The 19,346-nt window shown below is 57.2% G+C and carries 19 protein-coding genes; all 19 read right to left on the bottom strand.

All coding sequences use genetic code 11. The annotated features are described in order from the left end of the window. Position 1 precedes the first annotated feature (1 nt). Positions 2–610: a DUF2953 domain-containing protein gene (locus B5F88_RS04040; RefSeq protein ID WP_087341875.1), complete on the bottom strand. Its 609-nt coding sequence runs from the start codon at positions 608–610 to the stop codon at positions 2–4. Next, positions 607–1,269, bottom strand: coding sequence for an SMC-Scp complex subunit ScpB (gene scpB / locus B5F88_RS04035; protein WP_087341873.1), 663 nt, complete (start codon positions 1,267–1,269; stop codon positions 607–609). The genes B5F88_RS04040 and scpB overlap by 4 nt, the downstream gene beginning before the upstream one ends. Before the next feature lie 2 nt (positions 1,270–1,271). Further along, complete coding sequence (locus B5F88_RS04030) at positions 1,272–2,099, bottom strand: segregation/condensation protein A (protein ID WP_343286453.1); 828 nt, start codon at positions 2,097–2,099, stop codon at positions 1,272–1,274. A 1-nt stretch (position 2,100) separates the two neighbouring features. After that, a complete protein-coding gene (locus B5F88_RS04025; RefSeq protein WP_087341870.1) occupies positions 2,101–2,811 on the bottom strand; it encodes a site-2 protease family protein in 711 nt (236 codons plus the stop codon). A 131-nt stretch (positions 2,812–2,942) separates the two neighbouring features. After that, the gene (locus tag B5F88_RS04020) at positions 2,943–3,710 is read right to left on the bottom strand and encodes a fumarylacetoacetate hydrolase family protein (protein ID WP_087341867.1); all 768 of its coding nucleotides are present in this window, start codon (positions 3,708–3,710) and stop codon (positions 2,943–2,945) included. Then, entirely contained in the window at positions 3,707–4,306 is a 600-nt protein-coding gene (yihA, locus tag B5F88_RS04015; RefSeq protein ID WP_087341865.1) for a ribosome biogenesis GTP-binding protein YihA/YsxC, read from the bottom strand. Before yihA ends, B5F88_RS04020 begins: the two co-directional genes overlap by 4 nt. 51 nt (positions 4,307–4,357) lie before the next feature. Beyond that, on the bottom strand, positions 4,358–6,763 hold the full coding sequence (gene lon / locus B5F88_RS04010) for an endopeptidase La (RefSeq protein ID WP_087341863.1): 2,406 nt from the start codon (positions 6,761–6,763) through the stop codon (positions 4,358–4,360). A 119-nt stretch (positions 6,764–6,882) separates the two neighbouring features. After that, positions 6,883–8,199, bottom strand: coding sequence for an ATP-dependent Clp protease ATP-binding subunit ClpX (gene clpX, locus B5F88_RS04005; RefSeq protein WP_087341861.1), 1,317 nt, complete (start codon positions 8,197–8,199; stop codon positions 6,883–6,885). Positions 8,200–8,297: 98 nt separating this feature from the next. Continuing rightward, positions 8,298–8,879, bottom strand: a complete 582-nt coding sequence (clpP, locus tag B5F88_RS04000) for an ATP-dependent Clp endopeptidase proteolytic subunit ClpP (protein ID WP_087341859.1) — start codon at positions 8,877–8,879, stop codon at positions 8,298–8,300. Between the two features lie 102 nt (positions 8,880–8,981). Then, positions 8,982–10,412 (bottom strand): trigger factor, encoded by a 1,431-nt coding sequence (tig, locus tag B5F88_RS03995; RefSeq protein ID WP_087341857.1) that lies wholly within the window; start codon positions 10,410–10,412, stop codon positions 8,982–8,984. A gap of 119 nt (positions 10,413–10,531) precedes the next feature. Then, the gene (locus tag B5F88_RS03990) at positions 10,532–11,212 is read right to left on the bottom strand and encodes a metallophosphoesterase (RefSeq protein WP_087341855.1); all 681 of its coding nucleotides are present in this window, start codon (positions 11,210–11,212) and stop codon (positions 10,532–10,534) included. Beyond that, positions 11,213–12,700 carry a threonine synthase gene (thrC, locus tag B5F88_RS03985; RefSeq protein ID WP_087341853.1) on the bottom strand — a complete coding sequence of 496 codons (1,488 nt, stop codon included), beginning with the start codon at positions 12,698–12,700 and terminating at the stop codon, positions 11,213–11,215. Continuing rightward, complete coding sequence (locus tag B5F88_RS03980; protein ID WP_242959626.1) at positions 12,688–13,647, bottom strand: membrane dipeptidase; 960 nt, start codon at positions 13,645–13,647, stop codon at positions 12,688–12,690. Before B5F88_RS03980 ends, thrC begins: the two co-directional genes overlap by 13 nt. A 12-nt stretch (positions 13,648–13,659) precedes the next feature. After that, positions 13,660–14,031: a YraN family protein gene (locus tag B5F88_RS03975; protein WP_087341849.1), complete on the bottom strand. Its 372-nt coding sequence runs from the start codon at positions 14,029–14,031 to the stop codon at positions 13,660–13,662. After that, complete coding sequence (locus B5F88_RS03970; protein WP_087341996.1) at positions 14,028–14,642, bottom strand: ribonuclease HII; 615 nt, start codon at positions 14,640–14,642, stop codon at positions 14,028–14,030. Before B5F88_RS03970 ends, B5F88_RS03975 begins: the two co-directional genes overlap by 4 nt. Then, positions 14,642–15,502, bottom strand: a complete 861-nt coding sequence (ylqF, locus tag B5F88_RS03965) for a ribosome biogenesis GTPase YlqF (protein ID WP_087341848.1) — start codon at positions 15,500–15,502, stop codon at positions 14,642–14,644. Before ylqF ends, B5F88_RS03970 begins: the two co-directional genes overlap by 1 nt. Positions 15,503–15,680: 178 nt before the next feature. Next, positions 15,681–17,363, bottom strand: a complete 1,683-nt coding sequence (locus B5F88_RS03960) for a recombinase family protein (RefSeq protein ID WP_204246192.1) — start codon at positions 17,361–17,363, stop codon at positions 15,681–15,683. A 670-nt stretch (positions 17,364–18,033) separates the two neighbouring features. Then, complete coding sequence (locus tag B5F88_RS03950; RefSeq protein WP_087341844.1) at positions 18,034–18,273, bottom strand: helix-turn-helix domain-containing protein; 240 nt, start codon at positions 18,271–18,273, stop codon at positions 18,034–18,036. Continuing rightward, a complete protein-coding gene (locus tag B5F88_RS03945) occupies positions 18,258–18,692 on the bottom strand; it encodes a sigma-70 family RNA polymerase sigma factor (protein WP_087341843.1) in 435 nt (144 codons plus the stop codon). The genes B5F88_RS03950 and B5F88_RS03945 overlap by 16 nt, the downstream gene beginning before the upstream one ends. Between the last annotated feature and the right edge of the window lie 654 nt (positions 18,693–19,346).

The following is a 19,346-nucleotide window of genomic DNA, read 5'->3' as shown; positions in this document are numbered from 1 at the left end:
CTCAAACCGCCTCTTTCTGTACTGCCTGTTTCTGTTGCTTACGCTGCTCCCCGCCCAGGATCCGGGGCAGCTTGGGAGCCAGCCAGAAGGCCAGGGCCACCCCTTGTCCCACCGTCAATGTGGCCGCCACATCCGCCCAAACCGTGGTATGGGGGGCCGAAAAATCCACCTGGGTACGGATGCGCCTGTCCTTTACATTAAAATTTTGCTCCACTAAAGGCCAAATCATACCCAAAGCCGCATTGACGCCGCCAAAAGCCAGCGCCGCGCCAGCCGGATTACCGGCGCCCACAGCCACATCCAGATAAACCCGGTCCAGGCGGACCTTTCGTTTCAGCCTGCCCGCCGCCTCTGCCACAGTGGGCAGCGCCCACCGAACCAGCGGCAGCAATTCTCCCTTCTTCTGCAGCTGCTCCGGCTTTTCCGGTTTCGCTTTGCGCTTTTTTTTGCGCTTTTTTTTCTTGGGAGGAAACAGCGACAGCTTCACCGGACCAACCTTTATCCGCAGAGTCGGACCCTCGGGGCCGTAAGTCACCCACACGCCTACCCGGATAAGGCTGAGTAATACCAGCCCCACCGCCACCAGCGCCAGGATGAACAGAAGCTTCATGGCATCGTGCCTCCCTCCGTCCGGGCCATCTCCCGGGCGGCCTCCTCAATTTCTGTCTCGGTAATCTCCACCTCGGATGGCTCCTGTTGAGCCTGCAAACGGGCAATCGCCGACTTCATTTCCATGCTCATCTGCCCGTCCTCCGGCAGTGCGTTGGGCAGCTCAGGCAGCTCGTCCAGACTGGACAGGCCGAAGGACCGCAGAAAGGTCTGGGTGGTGCGGTACTGGATAGGACGACCTGGCACTGCCAGACGGCCGCACTCCTCTATCAGTTCCCGCTCCAGCAGCAGTCCTACGGTATAGGAGCTGTCCACTCCACGGATCTGATCCACATAGGCTCGGGTAGCCGGCTGATAATAGGCGATAATCGCCAGCACCTCCAGAGCGGGCTGGCTGAGCCTGGCCGGCCGGCGGCTCTCAAAAGCCCGGCGGATGTGGGAGGCAAATTCCGGAGCGGAACAGAGCTGATAGCTGGCATCCAGCCGCAGCAGGCGGATACCCCGGCGCTCATAGCTGTAATAGTCCGCCAGCCGCTGGCACACCGCGTCGGCCGTACTGCGGTCGATATCCAGCGCCAGACACAGCCGCTCCACACCCACCGGCTCTCCGGCGGCAAAGAGGATCCCTTCAATGGCGGATTCAATTTCCTTCAATTCCATGATTATCCCCCATCCGCCGGTTCATATACGTCCGTGGAGAATTCCACATCGTTTCCTTCTCCCTCGCCGGTGCTGGTTACCGTGCAGTCACGCTCCGTCCCGGCCAGGCGCAGACGGCGGGCCTTGCACAGCTCCAGCACCGCAATGAAGGTGGCCACAATCTCCGAGCGGCTTCGATTGCCCTGAAACAGGGTCCGGAACCGGGTCACGCCAAACCGGGCCAGCCGCTCCAGGATCTCGCCGGCCTTATCTGCCACCGGGTAGGGTTCCCGACCCACAATCCCCTCAAAGGCAGCCATGGGAGGCGGCAGGCGGTGGTCCGCCCTGGCCAGTACCTGCTGCATGGCCCGCAGCAGATCGCCCGGCTGATGTACATAGTGGTACGCCCTGCTGACCGGGAACACCTCCGGCGTCTTGGTCAGGTAGTCTCTGCCCACGGCAAAGCGGTCGGACAGCTCCGGTATCACCGCCTTGACGCGGGCAAAGCTCTCATGCCGCTGGTGCTCCTCCAGAGAGGCAATGAGCTGTTCCATCTCGGACAACGCCTCTTCATCGTGGATGGACAGCAGCATCCTCGTCTTGATAAAAACCAGCTGGGCCGCCATGGTGACAAACTCACTGGCCACCTCCAGGTCCAGCCGCTTGCGCTGGTCCATCCATGCCAGATACTGGTCCAGAATCAGGGATATCTGAATATCCTTGATCTCCATTTTGTTTTTGGACAGCAGATGAAGAATCAGGTCCAGCGGGCCGTTAAAATCCTCCATATCGCTGTCCCGGACCTTTACCACCTTTTCCAGGTGGAAAATAGGCGTTTCGATGGCACTCACCTCAAAACTGATTCAAAATGGCGGACACATCCTGGCAAAACCAAAGCACATCCGCCGGCAGCCCCACCAAGGCACACATCCCGTTCAGCACATGGATCATCAAAAAGCTCAGAGGACGGCTGAACACACCCAGCAGCACCAGGACAATCAGGGCAATCCCCACATACCGCTCATAGCGCAGGATTTTGTAATAGATCCGGTCGGGCAGCAGGGCAAAGAGGATTTTAGAGCCATCCAGCGGGGAAAAGGGAATCAGGTTAAACAGCCCCATTCCTACCCCCAAAAGGGCCACATTGGACAGAAAACACAGGATCAGTAAAGTGATATGACTTACCGGCCCAAAGTGCCAGATAAGCGAGGAGACAGCCGTGGCGGCCAGAGCGGTGAGAAAATTGGCCGCAGGTCCCGCCAGGGCAGTCAGGGCCATTCCCTGCTTGGGGTGCTTAAAATACCGCATATCTACCGGCACCGGCTTGGCCCAACCCACCTTTGCAATCAGCATCATAGCCAGCCCTGCCAGATCCAGATGCTTGATAGGATTCAGGGTAAGACGCCCCGCCTGCTTTGCCGTGGGGTCCCCCAGCCGCCAGGCCACAAAGCCGTGAGAGAGCTCATGAAGGGTGATGCACAGCAGCGCGGCCACCGCGCTGACCAGCAGGGTCAGCAGCCCCCACCAGTCCATATGTTGTGTAAACTCCGCAAAAGATCCCAAAATCTGATTCCTCCATGGCCCGCTCTGTCAGGTCGCTGCATTTCATTTTATTATAACAAACCCCTACAAAAAACACAAGTAAGAACGTGGCAAAGGGGAACCATCCAGAGATGGTCCCCCTGCCCGCTCATTCACACAATATGGCTGCGCAGAACGCCGATTCCAGAAATCTCTACCTCGACCGTATCCCCAGGCAGCATGGCGCCCACACCGGCCGGGGTGCCGGTGGCGATAACATCGCCCGGCTCCAGGGTCATGGATGCGGTAATAAAGGCGATGATCTTCCGCACATTGGTGATAAGCAGCTCCGTGCTGCTCTGCTGCACCACTCTTCCGTTCAGACGGGTCGTAATGGACAGATGGTCCGGGTCCACCTCATCGGTGACCAGCGGCCCCAGCGGGGCAAATCCATCCATGTTTTTCCCCCGCGCCCACTGGCCATCCTCTTTCTGAATATCCCGGGCCGTGATGTCGTTAAGGCAGGTATAGCCCAGCACATAGTCCAGCGCGTCATCCGCGGATACGTCCTTGGCACAGCGCTTCATCACCACGGCCAGCTCTCCCTCATAGTCCAGCCGGCCCACAAAGTCAGGGGCATGAACGTTGCCTTCATGTCCGTTCAGGGCGTTTGGAGCCTTGAGAAACAGTGTGGGGCGATCCGGATTGTGGGAGGCATCCAGCATGGAGCGCATTTCCGCGATGTGGTCATAATAGTTTTTTCCCACGCACACCAGCTTGGACGCCTCACAGGGTGCCAGCAGGCTGCACTTCTCCAGAGGAAGGCTCTCCCCATCATAACACAGCGCCTCAAAGGGCGGCTTGGACAGGGTGCGCACCATTCCATCCTGGAGGACGCCCCAAACCGGCTGGCCATTCCGCAGCAGCTTTACGTATTTCATGCCATATCCTCCACATGGCTCAAAATCAGGTTCAGCAGGTCCTGCTTCCCTTCTCCCTTCTCAGCTGAAAAGGGAATTAACTTCACACTATCTGCCAGTTCCAGTGTCTCCCGAATGCGGGCCAGATTGGGCTGGATATCGCTTTTGCGCAGCTTGTCCAGCTTGTTGGCCACCACGGCAAAGGGCCTGCCGCTGTTTTTGAAAAAGGAGGCCATGGTGCAGTCGTCCGCCGTTGGCTTGTGCCGGGCGTCCACGATCATCAGGCCCAAGGTCATCAGGCCGGGGTCGGCAAACCATTCCTCCATCAGCCGCCCCCACCGCTGCCGCTCCGCCATAGATACTTTGGCGTATCCGTAGCCGGGCAGGTCCACCAGATAGAAGGCGCTGTCGATCAGGAAATAGTTGATGTGGGTGGTCTTGCCGGGGGCAGCTCCCACCCGGGCAAAGTTTTTCCGGTTGAGCAGCCGGTTGATGACGGAGGACTTGCCCACATTGGAGCGGCCCGCAAAGGCCACCTGGGGCAGCCGGTCCCGGGGGAAATCTCCCGCTTTGGCCGCGGAACGCACAAATTCCGCTTTTTGCAGATTGATCGGCATGGCAACCTCCTGTATACGAAATCAGCTTTACAGTTCTTTTATTTCAATCCTTTACTGGGTCAGTCCCGGCCGCTCAGCACAATGCGTACCCTCGCCCATGGGATGTTGAAGCTCCTTGTTCCCCGGAGCCAGTTCCAGGGCAAGGGCCTCGGCCAATACCGCGTCCACCTGCTCCACCGTGACAAACCGCAGACCGGCCCGCACCGTCTGGTCAATCTCCTCCAGATCCTTTTCATTGTCCACAGGCAGGAGCACGGTGCGGATCCCATTGCGATAAGCGGCCATAGTCTTTTCCTTCAAACCACCAATGGGGAGCACCCGGCCTCGTAAAGTAACTTCACCTGTCATAGCCAGATCGCGCCGGACGGGAATTTCCGTCAGGGCGGACACCATGGCGGTGGTAATGGCAATACCGGCAGAAGGCCCGTCCTTGGGAACGGCCCCCTCCGGGAAATGGATATGGATATCCTTGGTTTTATAAAATTCCTCGTCAATCCCCAGCTGATGGGCCCGGCTGCGGATATAGGTCAGGGCGGCATGGGCGGACTCCTTCATCACATCCCCCAGGTTTCCGGTGAGCTCAATCTTCCCGGTGCCCGGCACCACACCGACCTCCACTTCCAGGATCTCACCCCCCACACTGGTCCAGGCCAGGCCGTTGACCACGCCCACCTGCTCAGTTCGAGGCAGCCGGTCTGGGTGATAGCGGGGAATTCCCAGGTAGGTTTCCAGATTTTCCGCTGTAATATGTACTGACTTTACACCGTCTGAAACCACACGCATTGCAGCCTTCCGGCACAGAGCGCCCAGCTGACGCTCCAGCACACGTACCCCCGCTTCACGGGTGTAGCCCCGGATCAGGCTCCGGATGGCATCGTCGCTGACCTTGAGCTGGGCACGGCTCAGTCCGTGCCGTTTCAGCTCCTTGGGCAGCAGATGCCGTTTGGCAATCTGCAGCTTTTCCTCGTCGGTATAGCTGGTCAGCTCAATGACTTCCATCCGGTCCAGCAGCGGCCGGGGAATGGTGTCCAGAGTGTTGGCGGTGGTGATGAACAGCACGTCGGACAAATCGAAGGGCACCTCCAGGAAGTGGTCCCGGAAGGTGGCGTTCTGCTCCCCGTCCAACACCTCCAGCAGCGCGGAGGCCGGGTCACCCCGCTGGTCATTGCCCAGCTTATCAATTTCATCCAGCAGCAGCAGCGGATTGCAGCTTCCCGCCTGCCGGATGGCCGCGATGATCCGGCCGGGCATAGCCCCCACATAGGTCTTGCGGTGACCGCGGATCTCTGCCTCATCGTGGACGCCGCCCAACGAGATCCGGGCCATATTCCGGTGGATGGCCTTGGCCACGCTGGAGGCAATGGAGGTCTTGCCCACGCCCGGCGGTCCCACCAGACAGAGAATCTGTCCCTTCAGCTGAGGCGCCAGCTGCTTGACGGCCAAAAATTCCAGAATCCGGGTCTTGACCTTCTCCAGGCCGAAGTGGTCGGCGTCCAGGGTCTTTCGAGCAGCGGCCACATTTACCCGCTCTTTGGTCTTTTTGCCCCAGGGCAGCTCCAGCACAGTGTCCAGGTAATTGCGGAGCACGGTAGCCTCGGCAGAACCAAAGGGCTGCTTTTCCAGGCGGCGCAGCTCCTTTTCCAGCTTCTCCTTCACCTCAACCGGCAGCTTGGCCTTTTCGATCTGCCGCCGGTAGTCATAGAGCTCCTGGTCTCCCCCCTGCTGGTCCTCACCCAGCTCATGCTGAAGCACCTTCAGCTGCTCCCGCAGCACATAGTCCCGCTGGCTGCGGGTCAGCTGGTCCCGCACCTTACCCTGCATCTCCTGCTCCAGCTCCAGAATCTCCACCTCCCGGCGGAGATTCTGACAGAGCTTCTCCAGGCGGCGCACCGGGCGCAGTTCCTCCAGGATCGCCTGCTTGTCTCCGGTCCGCATGGGCAGATTCTGGGCGATGTAGTCTGCAATATAGCCGGGGTCCTCGCTGGACAGCACCGAGAGCAGGATATCGGGGGTCATTTTGGGCGCCAGCTCGATATAGGTCTCAAACAGCTCGTAGGTCTGCCGGATCAGCGCCTCTGTACGGGCAGAACGCTTTACAGGAGCTTCCCCCGGAATCTCCTCCACCTCGGCGCTGAGATAAGGGTTGGTCTCCACCAACTGGCACAGGCGGCCGCGGCTGACGCCCTCCACCATCACCCGCACATTGTCCCCGGGCAGGCGCAGGATCTGGCGCACATTGCTGATGGTACCCACGGCGTACAGGTCCCCCTCCTGGGGATTTTCGACGGCCAGCTCCCGCTGGGCCACCAGAAAGATGGTCTGGCCGCTGGTCATTGCCTCGTCCAGAGCCTTGATAGAGCTCTCTCTGCCCACGTCAAAGTGGAGCAGCATATTGGGAAAAACAGTAAGACCACGCAGGGCCAGAGCCGGCATGATCACAGGCATATTCTCTTCCATTTGGTACCTCCCTTATACAGAAACAGAAGTCAGAAACCGGAGACTGCGGCTTACTCAGCAGACCTGTGGCTCCGAAATTCCTGACTTCTGTGCTCCGCGTTCAGGTTTTGATCCGTCTGTTAGGAGACATTCCCCTTGAGCGGTGAACCGCCCTTCTCCGCCCGCAGAGAGGCGCTGCCAAGGCGGGGCCGCTGGGTACGCTCCGGGTTATACTCAATGGCGGGGGCCTTGTGGTCTTTGACACTCTCCGCCGTAATAGTCACTTTGGCAATGGTGGGATCAGAGGGCACATCGTACATTACCTGGGTCATGACCTCCTCCAGCACCGCGCGCAGGCCGCGGGCGCCAATGCCCCGTTCAATGGCCTTGTCCGCTGCCGCTTCCAGCGCCTGGGGCTCAAACTCCAGGTCCACCATGTCATACTCCAGCAGCTTCTGGTACTGCTTTACCAGAGCGTTCTTGGGCTCGGTAAGGATACGCACCAGCTGGTCCTTGTCCAGGGCGTTCAGGGTGGTGATAACCGGCAGACGGCCCACCAGTTCGGGAATAATCCCGAATTTCAGCAGGTCGTGGGGCTGGATCTCCTTGAAAATGGCGGTGTTGTCCTTCTCCTTTTTGGTCTGGATGTCCGCGCCAAAGCCAATGGTCTTTTTATCCAGCCGCTGCTCGATGATCTTCTCCATCCCGTCAAAGGCGCCGCCGCAGATAAACAGGATGTTTTTGGTGTCGATCTGGATGAACTCCTGATGGGGGTGCTTCCGGCCGCCCTGGGGTGGCACGTTGGCCACAGTTCCCTCCAGGATCTTCAGCAGCGCCTGCTGCACACCCTCGCCGGACACATCCCGGGTGATGGAGGTATTTTCACTCTTGCGGGCGATCTTGTCGATCTCGTCCACATAGATGATTCCGCGCTCCGCCAGCTCAATGTCATAGTCGGCCGCCTGCACCAGACGCAGCAGGATGTTCTCCACGTCGTCGCCCACATAGCCCGCCTCGGTTAAAGTGGTGGCGTCGGCGATGGCAAAGGGCACCTTCAGGATACGGGCCAGAGTCTGGGCAAACAGGGTCTTGCCGCAGCCGGTGGGACCCATGAGCAGAATGTTGCTCTTCTGCAGCTCTACATCCTCGCCGCCGCCAAAGTAGATCCGCTTGTAGTGGTTGTACACCGCCACGGACAGGGCCACCTTGGCGTCCTCCTGGCCGATGATATACTGGTCCAGCACATCCCGGATCTCTTTGGGGGTGGGGATCACGTCCGGAATATCGGGGCTGATGGGCTCCTCCGGGTCATAGTTATCGTCCAGAATGCTCATGCACAGGTGGACGCACTCGTTACAGATATAGGCGCCGGGCCCGGCGATGATACGGGCCACCTGCTCCTGATGCTTGCCGCAGAAGGAGCATCTCACGCTTTTGCGCTCGTCATTTTTCGGCATATCATATACCTCAATGATTGAAATTTAGGCTGCTGTGGCAGCCCCACACAAACAGGCTAGGGGGAGCGGGGCGTCTTCCCCACTCCCCCTGTTGGATTTTACCGCGAATAGATCACCTTGTCAATCAGGCCGTACTCCTTGGCCTCCTCGGCGGACATAAAGTTGTCCCGTTCACAGTCGGCCGTCACCACTTCCAGGGGCTTGCCGGTATTGTCAGCCAGGATATGGTTCATCCGCTTCTTGATGATCTCCAACCGCTTCAGGTGGATGGCCATATCGGTAATCTGGCCCTGGGTGCCAGCGGAGGGCTGATGGATCATGATCTCGGCATTGGGCAGCGCCAGACGCTTGCCCTTGGCGCCGGAGGAGAGCAGGAAGGCCCCCATGCTGGCCGCCATACCAATGCAAATGGTAGATACATCGCACTTGATGTACTGCATGGTGTCGTAAATGGCCATGCCGTCGGTGACAGAACCGCCGGGGCTGTTGATATAAAACTGGATATCCTTGTCGGGGTCCTGGGCCTCCAGGTACAGCAGCTGGGCAACGACCAGGCTGGCCGTGGTGGCATTGACCTCCTCGCCCAGAAATACAATGCGATCGTTGAGCAGCCGGGAGAAGATGTCGTAGGAACGCTCTCCCCGGTTGGTCTGCTCCACAACATAAGGAACTAAGCTCATGGTTCAGGTTCTCCTTTATTTTGATGTCAGGACGCCAGAGCGCCCGGCCATCTTCCCGATGGCGGACAGTCACACACAAGAGTATGCCCGCCTGCGGCAGCCTTATTCCTCGGTTTTCTCCTCAGCGGGCTTTTCCTCGCCCTCTTCGGAGTCCTTCTTCTTGGTGGTGCGGCGCTTCTTGGGCTTCTCCTCGCCCTCGGCGGCTTCACCGGCCTCGGCGTCCTCCGCCTTCTTCTTGGTGGTCTTCTTCTTGGCGGGAGCCTTGCCCACCTTGGCGGAGTCGTAGATCACCTGCTCGGCCTTCTTCAGAGAGAGCTCCTTGCGGATGTCGTCGGCGGCCACGGCCTGCTTCACCTTGTCCAGCTCCATGTGGTACTGCTCGGCCAGCTTCTTGTACTCCTCCTCCAGCTCCTCATCGGACACCTGGATGTTCTCGGCGGCCACCACGGCGTTCAGAGCCAGGTCACGGCGCACCCGCTCCAGAGCGGCGGCCTTGGCCTGCTCCCGCATGATGTCCATGGTCATGCCGGTCATCACCATATACTGCTCAAAGGGGATACCCTGGGCCTGGATGCGCTGGGCCATGTCGTTGACCAGATTGTCGGCCTCAAACTCCACCATGGCGTCGGGGATCTCCACTTCCATGTTGCTCATGACCTGCTCCAGAACAGCGGCCTCAAAGTCGTGCTGGGCCTGGTGCTCCCGGCGCTCGGTCAGCTTGTCGGCCAGATCCTTCTTGAAAGCGGCCAGGGTGTCAAACTCGGACACGTCCTTGGCAAACTCGTCGTCCACCGTGGGCAGCTGCTTCTCCTTCACCTCATGGACCTTCACCTTGAAGACCACGGCCTTGCCGGCCAGGTCGGCGTGATAGTCCTCGGGGAAGGTGATGTCCAGGTCCTTCTCATCGCCGGCCTTGGTGCCCACCAGCTGCTCCTCAAAGCCGGGAACGAAGGAGTTGGAGCCCAGCTCCAGGCTGTGGCCCTCGCCCTTGCCGCCCTCGAAGGGTTCGCCGTTCAGGAAGCCCTCAAAGTCGATCACCACGGTGTCACCGTTCTGCGCCTCGCGCTCCACGGTGACCATACGGGTGGCCCGGTTGATGTAGGGCTTGAGCTCGTTGTCGATATCCTCGTCGGTAACGGTGACCTCGGGCTTCTCCGCGGTGAGGCCCTTGTACTCACCCAGCTTCACCTCGGGGCGGACGGTCACCACGGCCTTGAAGGTCAGACCCTCTTTGCCCACGCTGACCACTTCCACCTTGGGCCAGGCCACGGCGTCCAGCTTCTCCTGCTCCACCGCATCGGCGTAGGCCTGAGGATAAAGCTCATTGATGGCGTCTTCATAGAACACACCGGAGCCATACATGCCCTCGATGATCTTCCGGGGGGCCTTGCCCTTGCGGAAGCCGGGGACCATGATCTTGCCGCGCTGCTTCAGATAGACCTTCTGAACAGCGGCCTCAAACTCCTCGGCGCCGATCTCAATGACCAGCTCTACGGTGCTCTTTTCCTGCTTTTCGACGCTCTTGACATTCATGTTGATTACTTCCTCCTGTCAGCTCCCGCCGCCGCCCAAAGGCGCCGTCAGGGGCCATCTTTCGCGTTATCCGCTATATACTATCAGATATGACGGAAAATTTCCATACTTTTTTTCAATTATTCACAGATTTTTTGCGGCCGGAAGCCGGTGAAGTCCGCTGACACCAGATGATATTCCACGTTTCCGTGGAGTCCCTCCACCGCCAAACGGTGGCTGCCGCCGTGGAGATGGCCATAATAACAGCGCTCCACGCCGTACTGCTCCAGCAGGGCGATGATCTCCGGACAGCGGTATCCCTGGTAGAGGGGCGGGTAGTGGAGAAAACACAATTTCCTGCGCTCGCCCGCCGCTTTCAGCGAGGCCTCCAGCCGGATCAGCTCCCGTTTAAAGACCTTCTGGTCCCCTTTCTCTTCATAAAACCAGCCCCGGGTCCCACACAGGGCGTAGTCTCCGTAAAAGTAGCAGTTGTTGTGGAGAATCTGCAGGGTGGAAAACCCTTTCTCCTGGAAAAAGCGGTTCATCTTGGCCGCCGTGTTCCACCAGTAGTCGTGGTTTCCCTTGAGCAGCAGCTTTCGCGCCCCGGGCAAAGCGTCCAGAAAGGCAAAGTCCGCCTCCGCCTCTTCCAGACCCATCCCCCAGGACAGGTCGCCGCACAACACCACGGTGTCCTCCGCATCCACCCGGGAAAAACCCTCCCGCAGCTTGTCCACATACCCCTCCCAGCCGCCGCCGAACACATCCATCGGCTTGTTGGCACTCAGGGAGAGGTGCGTGTCTCCAATTGCGTACAGTGCCATTTAGAGCAGCATCTCCAGCACTTGTTCCTTCATGTGCTCTTTCGTGACGCTCTGATGGAACCGCACCCGCTTTTCCTTCAGGCCGGCCAGCGGCGCGGGAGCGGAAATTCCGGTGAGCTTGGAGAGCTGATCCAGCGCGCCGGTACCCTCCACCACATGGGACACGCCCAAGGCGCCCAGCACATTGTCGCAGAACTTGAAGGGACTGGCGGTGGACACCACAATGGCAGGGGTGGTGTCTCCGCTCTCCTTCCGGTACTGGTCCAGCACATCAAAGGCCACAGCGGTATGGGGATCAATGAGGTAGTGATGTCCCTTCCACATGGCGCCGATCACCTTCTGGGTCTGGGCGTCGTCACAGTAGCCGGAGGCAAAGAGCTTGCCCAGCTGGTCCTTGATGGATTTGCTCACCTCATACCGGCCGGTCTCGTTGAGCTGCGCCATATACTCCCGCACCTGGGCGTCGTCATGGCCGGACAGGGCGAAGAGCATCCGCTCCAGATTGGAGGAGATGAGAATATCCATGGAGGGGGACATGGTGTTGTAGAAGGTACGGTTGCGGTCATAAATGCCGGTTTTCAGGAAATCTGTGAGTACATTGTTGGAGTTGGACGCACAGATGAGCTTCTTGATGGGCACGCCCATCTCCTTGGCGTAGTACGCAGCCAGAATGTTGCCAAAATTTCCGGTGGGAACGCAGACGTTCACCGGGTCGCCCTTTTGGATTTTCTCCTCCCGCATCAGATCGCAGTAGGCGGAGATATAGTAGACGATCTGCGGCAGCACACGCCCCCAGTTGATGGAGTTTGCCGACGACAGGAAAAAGCCCATGTTTTCCAGCAGTTCCCGCAGGGACGCGTCGGAAAAGAGCTTCTTCACCCCGGTCTGGGCATCGTCAAAGTTGCCCACCACGGAGCAGACGCCCACGTTCTCGCCCTCCTGGGTGTTCATCTGCAGCTCCTGAATGGCGGAAACCCCATCTTTGGGGTAGAACACCAGGATCCGGGTCTTGTCCACATCCCGGAACCCCTCCAGGGCGGCCTTGCCGGTATCCCCGGAGGTAGCCACCAGAATGCACACCGTCTTGGTCTCCTGATTCTTTTTCAGCGACGCGGTAAGCAGATGGGGCAGCATCTGAAGCGCCATGTCCTTGAAGGCGCAGGTGGGACCATGCCACAGCTCCAGGCAGTAGGTATTGCTGTCCACCTGGCGGACGGGAGCCACTTCCTTCACGTCAAATTTGCCTCCGCCATAGGCCTTGGCCGCATAAGCGGTCAGCTCAGAGGAGGTAAAGTCGTCCAGATAGGCGTTCATCACATAGACCGCCCGCTGCTGATAGGACATGTCCCGCATGGTGTCCAGGGCGTTGTGGGACAGCTTGGGCAGCACCTCAGGCGTCATGAGACCGCCGTCAACGGCAAGCCCCTTTTCGATGGCTTCCGACGCGGTACGCCGGTCCCCCTTATTTCTGGTACTCACATAATACATACTTTGCTCACAACCCTCATCAGATTATTGAAAAACACGTCGCGGATCAGCGATTCGTGATAGTTGCGCTGCAACAGACGCTCATACAGCAGCTCCCAGCTCTCCACCCCGGTAAAACCTGCCGGCAGCATGCTGCAGCCGTCCAGGTCTCCGCCCAGCGAGATATTTTGGGCCCCGCCCAGTGCAAGCCAGCGGTCCAGATGGGCAATCACTGTATCCACATCCGGCCGGTCCCCCAAAAATTCCCCATACAAATTTAGACCGGCTACACCGCCGTGGTCTATTATGGCAGTAAATTGCTCATCAGTCAAGTTTCGGGGATGAGAAAATACTGCCCGGGCGTTGGAGTGGCTGGCAAAAAAGGGGCCTGTCAGCATGTCCGCCACATCCCAGAATCCGGCGTCGGAGAGGTGGGACACATCCACCAGCATTCCCAATTGCTCCGCCTTGCGCACAAAATCCTTGCCCTGAGCGGTCAGTCCCCGGTCCGTCTCCTCCTGGTTGCTGCCGGACAGGGCATTGGCATAGTTCCAGGTCAGGGTTACCGCCCGGACCCCAAGCCCATAGGCCTCCTCCAGGCGTTCCGGGGAGCAATCCAGCAGCTCCGCCCCCTCCACCGACAAAAAGGCCGCCGATTTCTTCTGGGCAAAGGCCTGTTCCGCTTCTGCCATTGTGCGGCAATGGACAATCGTATGGGCATTTGCCGCCATCTCCCGGCGAAAAAGGGCGTATTCCGTCTCAAAAATCTCGGAAAATGACATCCCCCGCAGGTCTTTTCCAGGAAAATCCTCCGGCTGGCCAAACAGGGCAAAGAATTGGGCGTATCTGCGGTATTTCCCTGCCCGCTCCAGATCCACATGGAAACCGTTATGGACAAAGCCGCCGCTGAACAGACTGCACATCAAAACCGTATCACAGTGTCCATCAAAGACATCTATTTCCGCCACGCACATGCCCCCTTAAAAGGCGTTCTCCCAATAACAAAATTCCGGCTCTCTGGTGGACATGCCCTGCGGCGCGTAAATCTCCGCCACATCGAACCGGGGCTGCAGCTCCAGCTCCGGGTGTTCCGCCAGATAGCAGGCCGCCGTGGTCCGCAGCTTTTCCTGCTTCCGCCGGTCCACCGCCGCACGCGCCGGAGTAAAGTTTGCGTTCTTCCGCAGCTTTACCTCTATAAAGCACAAATACTTGTCAGTCGTTGCAATTAAATCAATTTCACCAAACCGGCAGTGGTACCCGGCGGCAATGATCCGATAGCCCATACGCCGCAGCCTGTCCGCCGCCAGCGCCTCACCCCAGCGGCCCAGCAGCTTGGCCTCTCCCCCGCTCACAGCTTGCTCAAAAAGCTCCGGCGGTGGATGGGACAGGGTCCATATTGCCGCAGCAGCTCATAGTGGCGGCGGGTGGGGTAGCCCTTGTGCCGCTCGAACTCATATTGGGGATACATTTGGGCCATCTCCTCCATATACCGATCCCGGCTCACCTTGGCCAGAATGGACGCCGCCGCAATAGACACCGACAGGGAATCTCCCTTTACAACCGTTCTATGCGGGGATGTAATGGCAGCCGCCCTGCCGTGGTCCCGGTTTCCGTCCACCAGAGCCAGATCCGGCGCCGGGGAGAGCGCGTCAATAGCCTGCTGCATCGCCTTCATACGGGCGCTGAGGATATCAGTGGCATCAATTTCCTCCGGTTCCACCCGGGTAACCGCCCAAGCCACCGCCTGATCCCGGATCTGGTCATACAGCAACTCCCGCTTTTTGGGGGTCAGCTTCTTGGAATCGTTCAGCCCTGACAGGTGTGCCTCCCGGGGCAAAAGGACCGCGGCGGCATACAGGGCTCCGGCCAGGGGACCCGCCCCCGCCTCGTCACAGCCGCACACCGCCTGGTAGCCCTCCTCCCAGCACGCCCGCTCCAGCTGCCAGAGATCCACCTGTTCCATCATACCTCCAGCTCCTCTGGCGACTCTAGTGTAAAGTTTCCAAGCTTGCCGCCCCTGTACTCCTCCAGCAGCACCCGGGACATCCGCTCCGTGTCTACCTCGCCGCCGGAGATCAGAAATCCCCGCTTTCGGCCGCACCGCTCCAGCAGCTCCCAGCCGGGCAACTCCGGCTCCAATTCCACCTTATAGCGGTCCACCAGGGCCTGGGGATACCGTTGGCCCAGTATCTCCATCAGATGACAGGCCAGGGTCTCCAGATCCATGATCTCGTCCTTCACCGCACCTGTAAAGGCCAAATGCATGCCAGTGGTTTCATCCTCAAACTTGGGCCACAGAATGCCGGGGGTATCCAGCAGATCCAGGCCGGGGTCCACGTTCACCCACTGCTTGCCCCGGGTGACGCCGGGCCTGTTGCCCGCCTTGGCTGATTTCTTCTTGGCCACCTGATTGATGAAGGTGGATTTCCCCACATTGGGTACCCCCACCACCATGGCCCGGACCGGGCGGCCCACCAGACCCTTGGCCTTCCACTGTTCGATTTTCTCCTTCAGCGCAGAGCGGATGGCGGTGGAAAACTGGCTGACCCCCTTCCCGTCCCTGGCGTTGGTCTCCAGCACCCACCAGCCCCGGCTGCGGAACCAGTCGCCCCAGACCTTGTTCATGGCCGGGTCGGCCTGATCCGCCCGGTTGAGCACGATGAGCCGCGGCTTCTCCCCCACCAGCTCATCAATATCCGGGTTGCGGCTGGAAATCGGGATGCGGGCGTCAATGATCTCGGCCACCAGGTCCACCAGCTTCAAATCCGCCTGGATCTGCCGCCGGGTCTTCGTCATATGGCCGGGATACCACTGAATATCCATAGCCCTCTCCTTTCATCTGTAGCAATCTAATTACTCCCCATTATACTCAACATCTTGTGGCTTGAAAAGAGGATGCCACAAATTTCCGAAAGAAAAAGGGAGAGGCCAAGGCACATCCCGATAAGAAAACATCGTGGGGCAAGAGAGAAACGGTATAGCTTCGGCTATGCCGTTTTTCTCATTCTTGCCTTGATGAAGTTACTTTGGATACTTCCAGGGCTCCAATGCCCTTATAGTAGATGTCAATTTCCTGGGTGCGGTTCTTGCCCTTCGGATCGCTGGCAGCATGGACAACAATCTTCTCGACAAACTCATGCAAGATACATGGGGTCAATTCGGGAATTTCCGTATACCGTTCTACAACGGAGAGAAACCTTTCCACATTGGCGCTTTTGCGTTCCTCTGCCTCGATTTCATTCCTGAGGGCAATCGCTACATCTTGAAGCTGATGCTGCTCTTTCTCATAGTCAGTGGAGAGCTTTTGAAAACGCTCGTCAGAAAGTTTTCCCGAAATGGTATCTTCATAGAGCCGCTTAAAAATGGTGTCCAGTTCTGCAATCCGCTTTTCAGCATCAGCCAGTGTTTTCTTCCGCTTTGCCAAACCGCGGTTACGTTGGCGCAAATCCGCATCCATAACCATCTTTACAAAATCGTCTTTGTGCTGTGATGCAAAGGAAACGATCTCACGCAGATTTTGCAGAACCAATTCCTCCATGATAACAGTTCGGATGGAATGTGTCTGCCCGCATACGTCACGGCTTTTCCGATAGCCCGAACACAGGTAATATTCCTGATCGCGCCGGAAATTGGTTGCCCTGCATTGATACATGATGGAGCCGCAGTCGGCGCAGAACATCATGCCGGAGAACATCCCCATTTCTCCCATCTTTGTTGGTCGGCGCCGCGTCTGCCTTGCAAGCCTTGCTGCATCGGCAATCGCCTCCGTCCAGATGGCTTCATGGGTATTCTCAAAAATCTTCCACTCGGTTTCTGGATTGAGAAGGGTCTTTTTGCTCTTGTAGGATTTTTTGCGGGTTTTGAAATTAACTGTGTGCCCCAGGTATTCACGCCAGCGGTCCATGATGTCGGCAATCGTAGAAGAATCCCAGGCATAAGGAGAACCTTTCTTTGTGACATTGGTTGTCCTGCCTTTACTCTCATAGTAAGCAGCCGGAGTAAGGATTTTTCTTTCCGTCAGCTTTCTTGCGATCTGCGAGGGTCCCAATCCGTCCATGATATAAAGACCGATTTCATAAACCACCTGGGCCGCTTCTTCATCCTTCACCCATTGCTTTTTATCATCAGACGATTTCATGTATCCATACGGAGGCATGGTAGCCAAATGCTCTCCCGCATTGCCTTTCACTTTCATAACGGCACGGATTTTTTTGCTGGTGTCTTTGGCGTACCATTCATTGATGATATTGCGGAAGGGCGTAAACTCGTTGTCGCCCTGAGTGCTGTCTACACCATCATTCACCGCAATAAAGTGAATATCATGTTCGGGAAACATGATCTCCGTATACATACCGACTTGCAGATAATCACGTCCGAAACGTGACATATCCTTGATGATGACCCTCTTGACAAGGCCAGCCTCAATGTCTGCAATCATCTGCTGAAAGCCTGGGCGGTTGAAGGTCGTACCTGAGATGCCATCATCAACATAGAATTTGAAATTGCTGTATCCATGCTCACGGGCATACTTTTCCAGGATTTTTTTCTGGTTTACAATGCTATTGCTGTCACCCTGCAATTCATCGTCACGGGATAAGCGACAATACAAAGCTGTAAGTTCTTCGGAGCTCATAGCCGTGTAAGGGAATTGAAGCGCGGCAGCGGTGTTTGACTGATAATACATAAATACCTCCTATCCGGCAGTCAAACACGATATTGAAGTCCAACTTCATTATACCGCGCTTCCTTTTCCCTGTCTGCCTGTTAGGAGGTTTTCAAGTCACAGTTTGTTTCTGAATATCGGCTTTTATCAGGTTCTCCAGTTTGGAGGATATCGTCTGGTTTCCCGTTTGAGGGAAAAAGGAATTGACGATAAAGATCGTGTTGCCGATCTTCTTTTTGCTCCGCATAGGCGGGGCATATTTATTTTCAGATTGATTTTTCTGCATGATAAAGCCCCTTTCATGCCATTATATTAAAACCATAAAAGAGGCAGAAAACGGATGGCTGCTGGCCGCAGCTCCACGGGAATCTCACCCCGGCCCATGCTGATGGGTGCGCCGCGCAATGCTTTGAGGGCGTTCAACGCGGGAGTCTCATTATCCTGCCTGTGCATCCTCGCCCACAGGTTGCCACACCTGTTTTGCGGCCTGGTTTTGTCGCTCACCTGTTTGGTAGGGGTCCCGTCCTGCGGACTTGCAACAGGGTCATGGCGCACCGGCCGACCGGCTCTACACAGACAGATCGTATCCGTCTGCCTTATGCTGCCCGAAGGCTTTCTTTGTCAAGGATCATGGACTCCGTTGCCGGATTGTCGGGGCAAGGAAAGGGAGCGAAACTTGCCCCGAACAACTTTAGACCGGCAGCACCTTGAAGCTCGTCACAATGCTATGTATCAGCTTTGTTTCCAGCCTGAGCCGCATATCTTCGTCCACATACAGGTATTCGTTGCCATACTCGTCTTTCACCGGTCTGGTGGCGAGAGCCCGAATGTACTTCTGATAATGAGCGACAACAGCAGCAAGAGCATTTTCGTCACCGTTCACGGCCGCCAGAATCACAGGCACCGGAATGGGCTTTACATGTCCGGCCATTCAAATCCCTCCTTTACCAGATATTCGTACAGTTCTTTCAGCGTAACGAGCCGCCGCTTGGATACGGTCTGATGGACGATATGCAGCTTTTCGCTGATTTCCCGATCCGTCATACCCAGGAAGTAGGACAGCAGGATCACATCCCGCTTGCCCTCCGGCAACTGCGCTAACGCATCGGCCAGGACATTGCCGGTTACGACTACCGGAAGTCCCAATACTTCAAAGACATGCTCGTCCATAAAGTAATCGTCCCACACGGCGGTCTGCTCCAGCTCGGAGGCTGTCAGCTCGTCCAAAGGCTTTTCCTGGTCCAGAAGGCAGGCATAGTCACGTTGGATATGCCGGGCCTCATTCTTCAAAACCCTGACGCAGAAGGCGCCAAACTGATTTTGAATGCGTTGCTCATAGGAGTCTTTCATATTCTCACCTCCCTTCGCGCCGCACAGGTGCGGGGTGGTGATTTCCTCCCTTTCGCCTCAGTAATCCAAGACTTGCGATTTTGGCAACCTCAAAAGGAAAGAAATTTCTATGAAAGGCTCCGTCAGGTGACAAAGGCCCACATAAACGGCAAAAAGCGCCCATCCGCAAAATGCGGACAGGCGCAAAGGAATTAACAGAAGTATTTACATGATTTAATTGTTCATCTTCATAGCCGGAATATCCCGATAATGGGAACCAACTTTTTTTGACGAGATGGCTCTTGTCACTTTATGTCGAAAGACGTTGTTGTGCACGGCGGTATCCTCCTGTTGCCGCCGTGTAAATTTGCATGACTTGGGTCATTGTTGGATTTTGGGCAAAAAAACGGCGGCCTTGATTTCTCAAAACCGCCGCTAAATCAAATAGGCGCATTAATTCGGCTGCTGTACGACGGCTTTTTTCTTTTGCCGTCGTCCGGCAGGTTACTCCATCTCTTTTACACCAACTATTTTGTCATTTTCGTAAATCGTTTGGACATTGATGCTAGCGTTGCCAACTTGGAGATAGTCGCGCCCCCAGCGCGTCAGGTCTTTCATAATGCAGACACCGATTTTTCCGTTTTCTACATCGTCCATCATGCGGGAATAGGCAGA

It is taken from the genome of Flavonifractor sp. An306 (assembly GCF_002159455.1).
Taxonomy (GTDB): Bacteria; Bacillota; Clostridia; order Oscillospirales; family Oscillospiraceae; genus Flavonifractor.
This window is presented reverse-complemented; position numbering and strand designations above follow the sequence as displayed.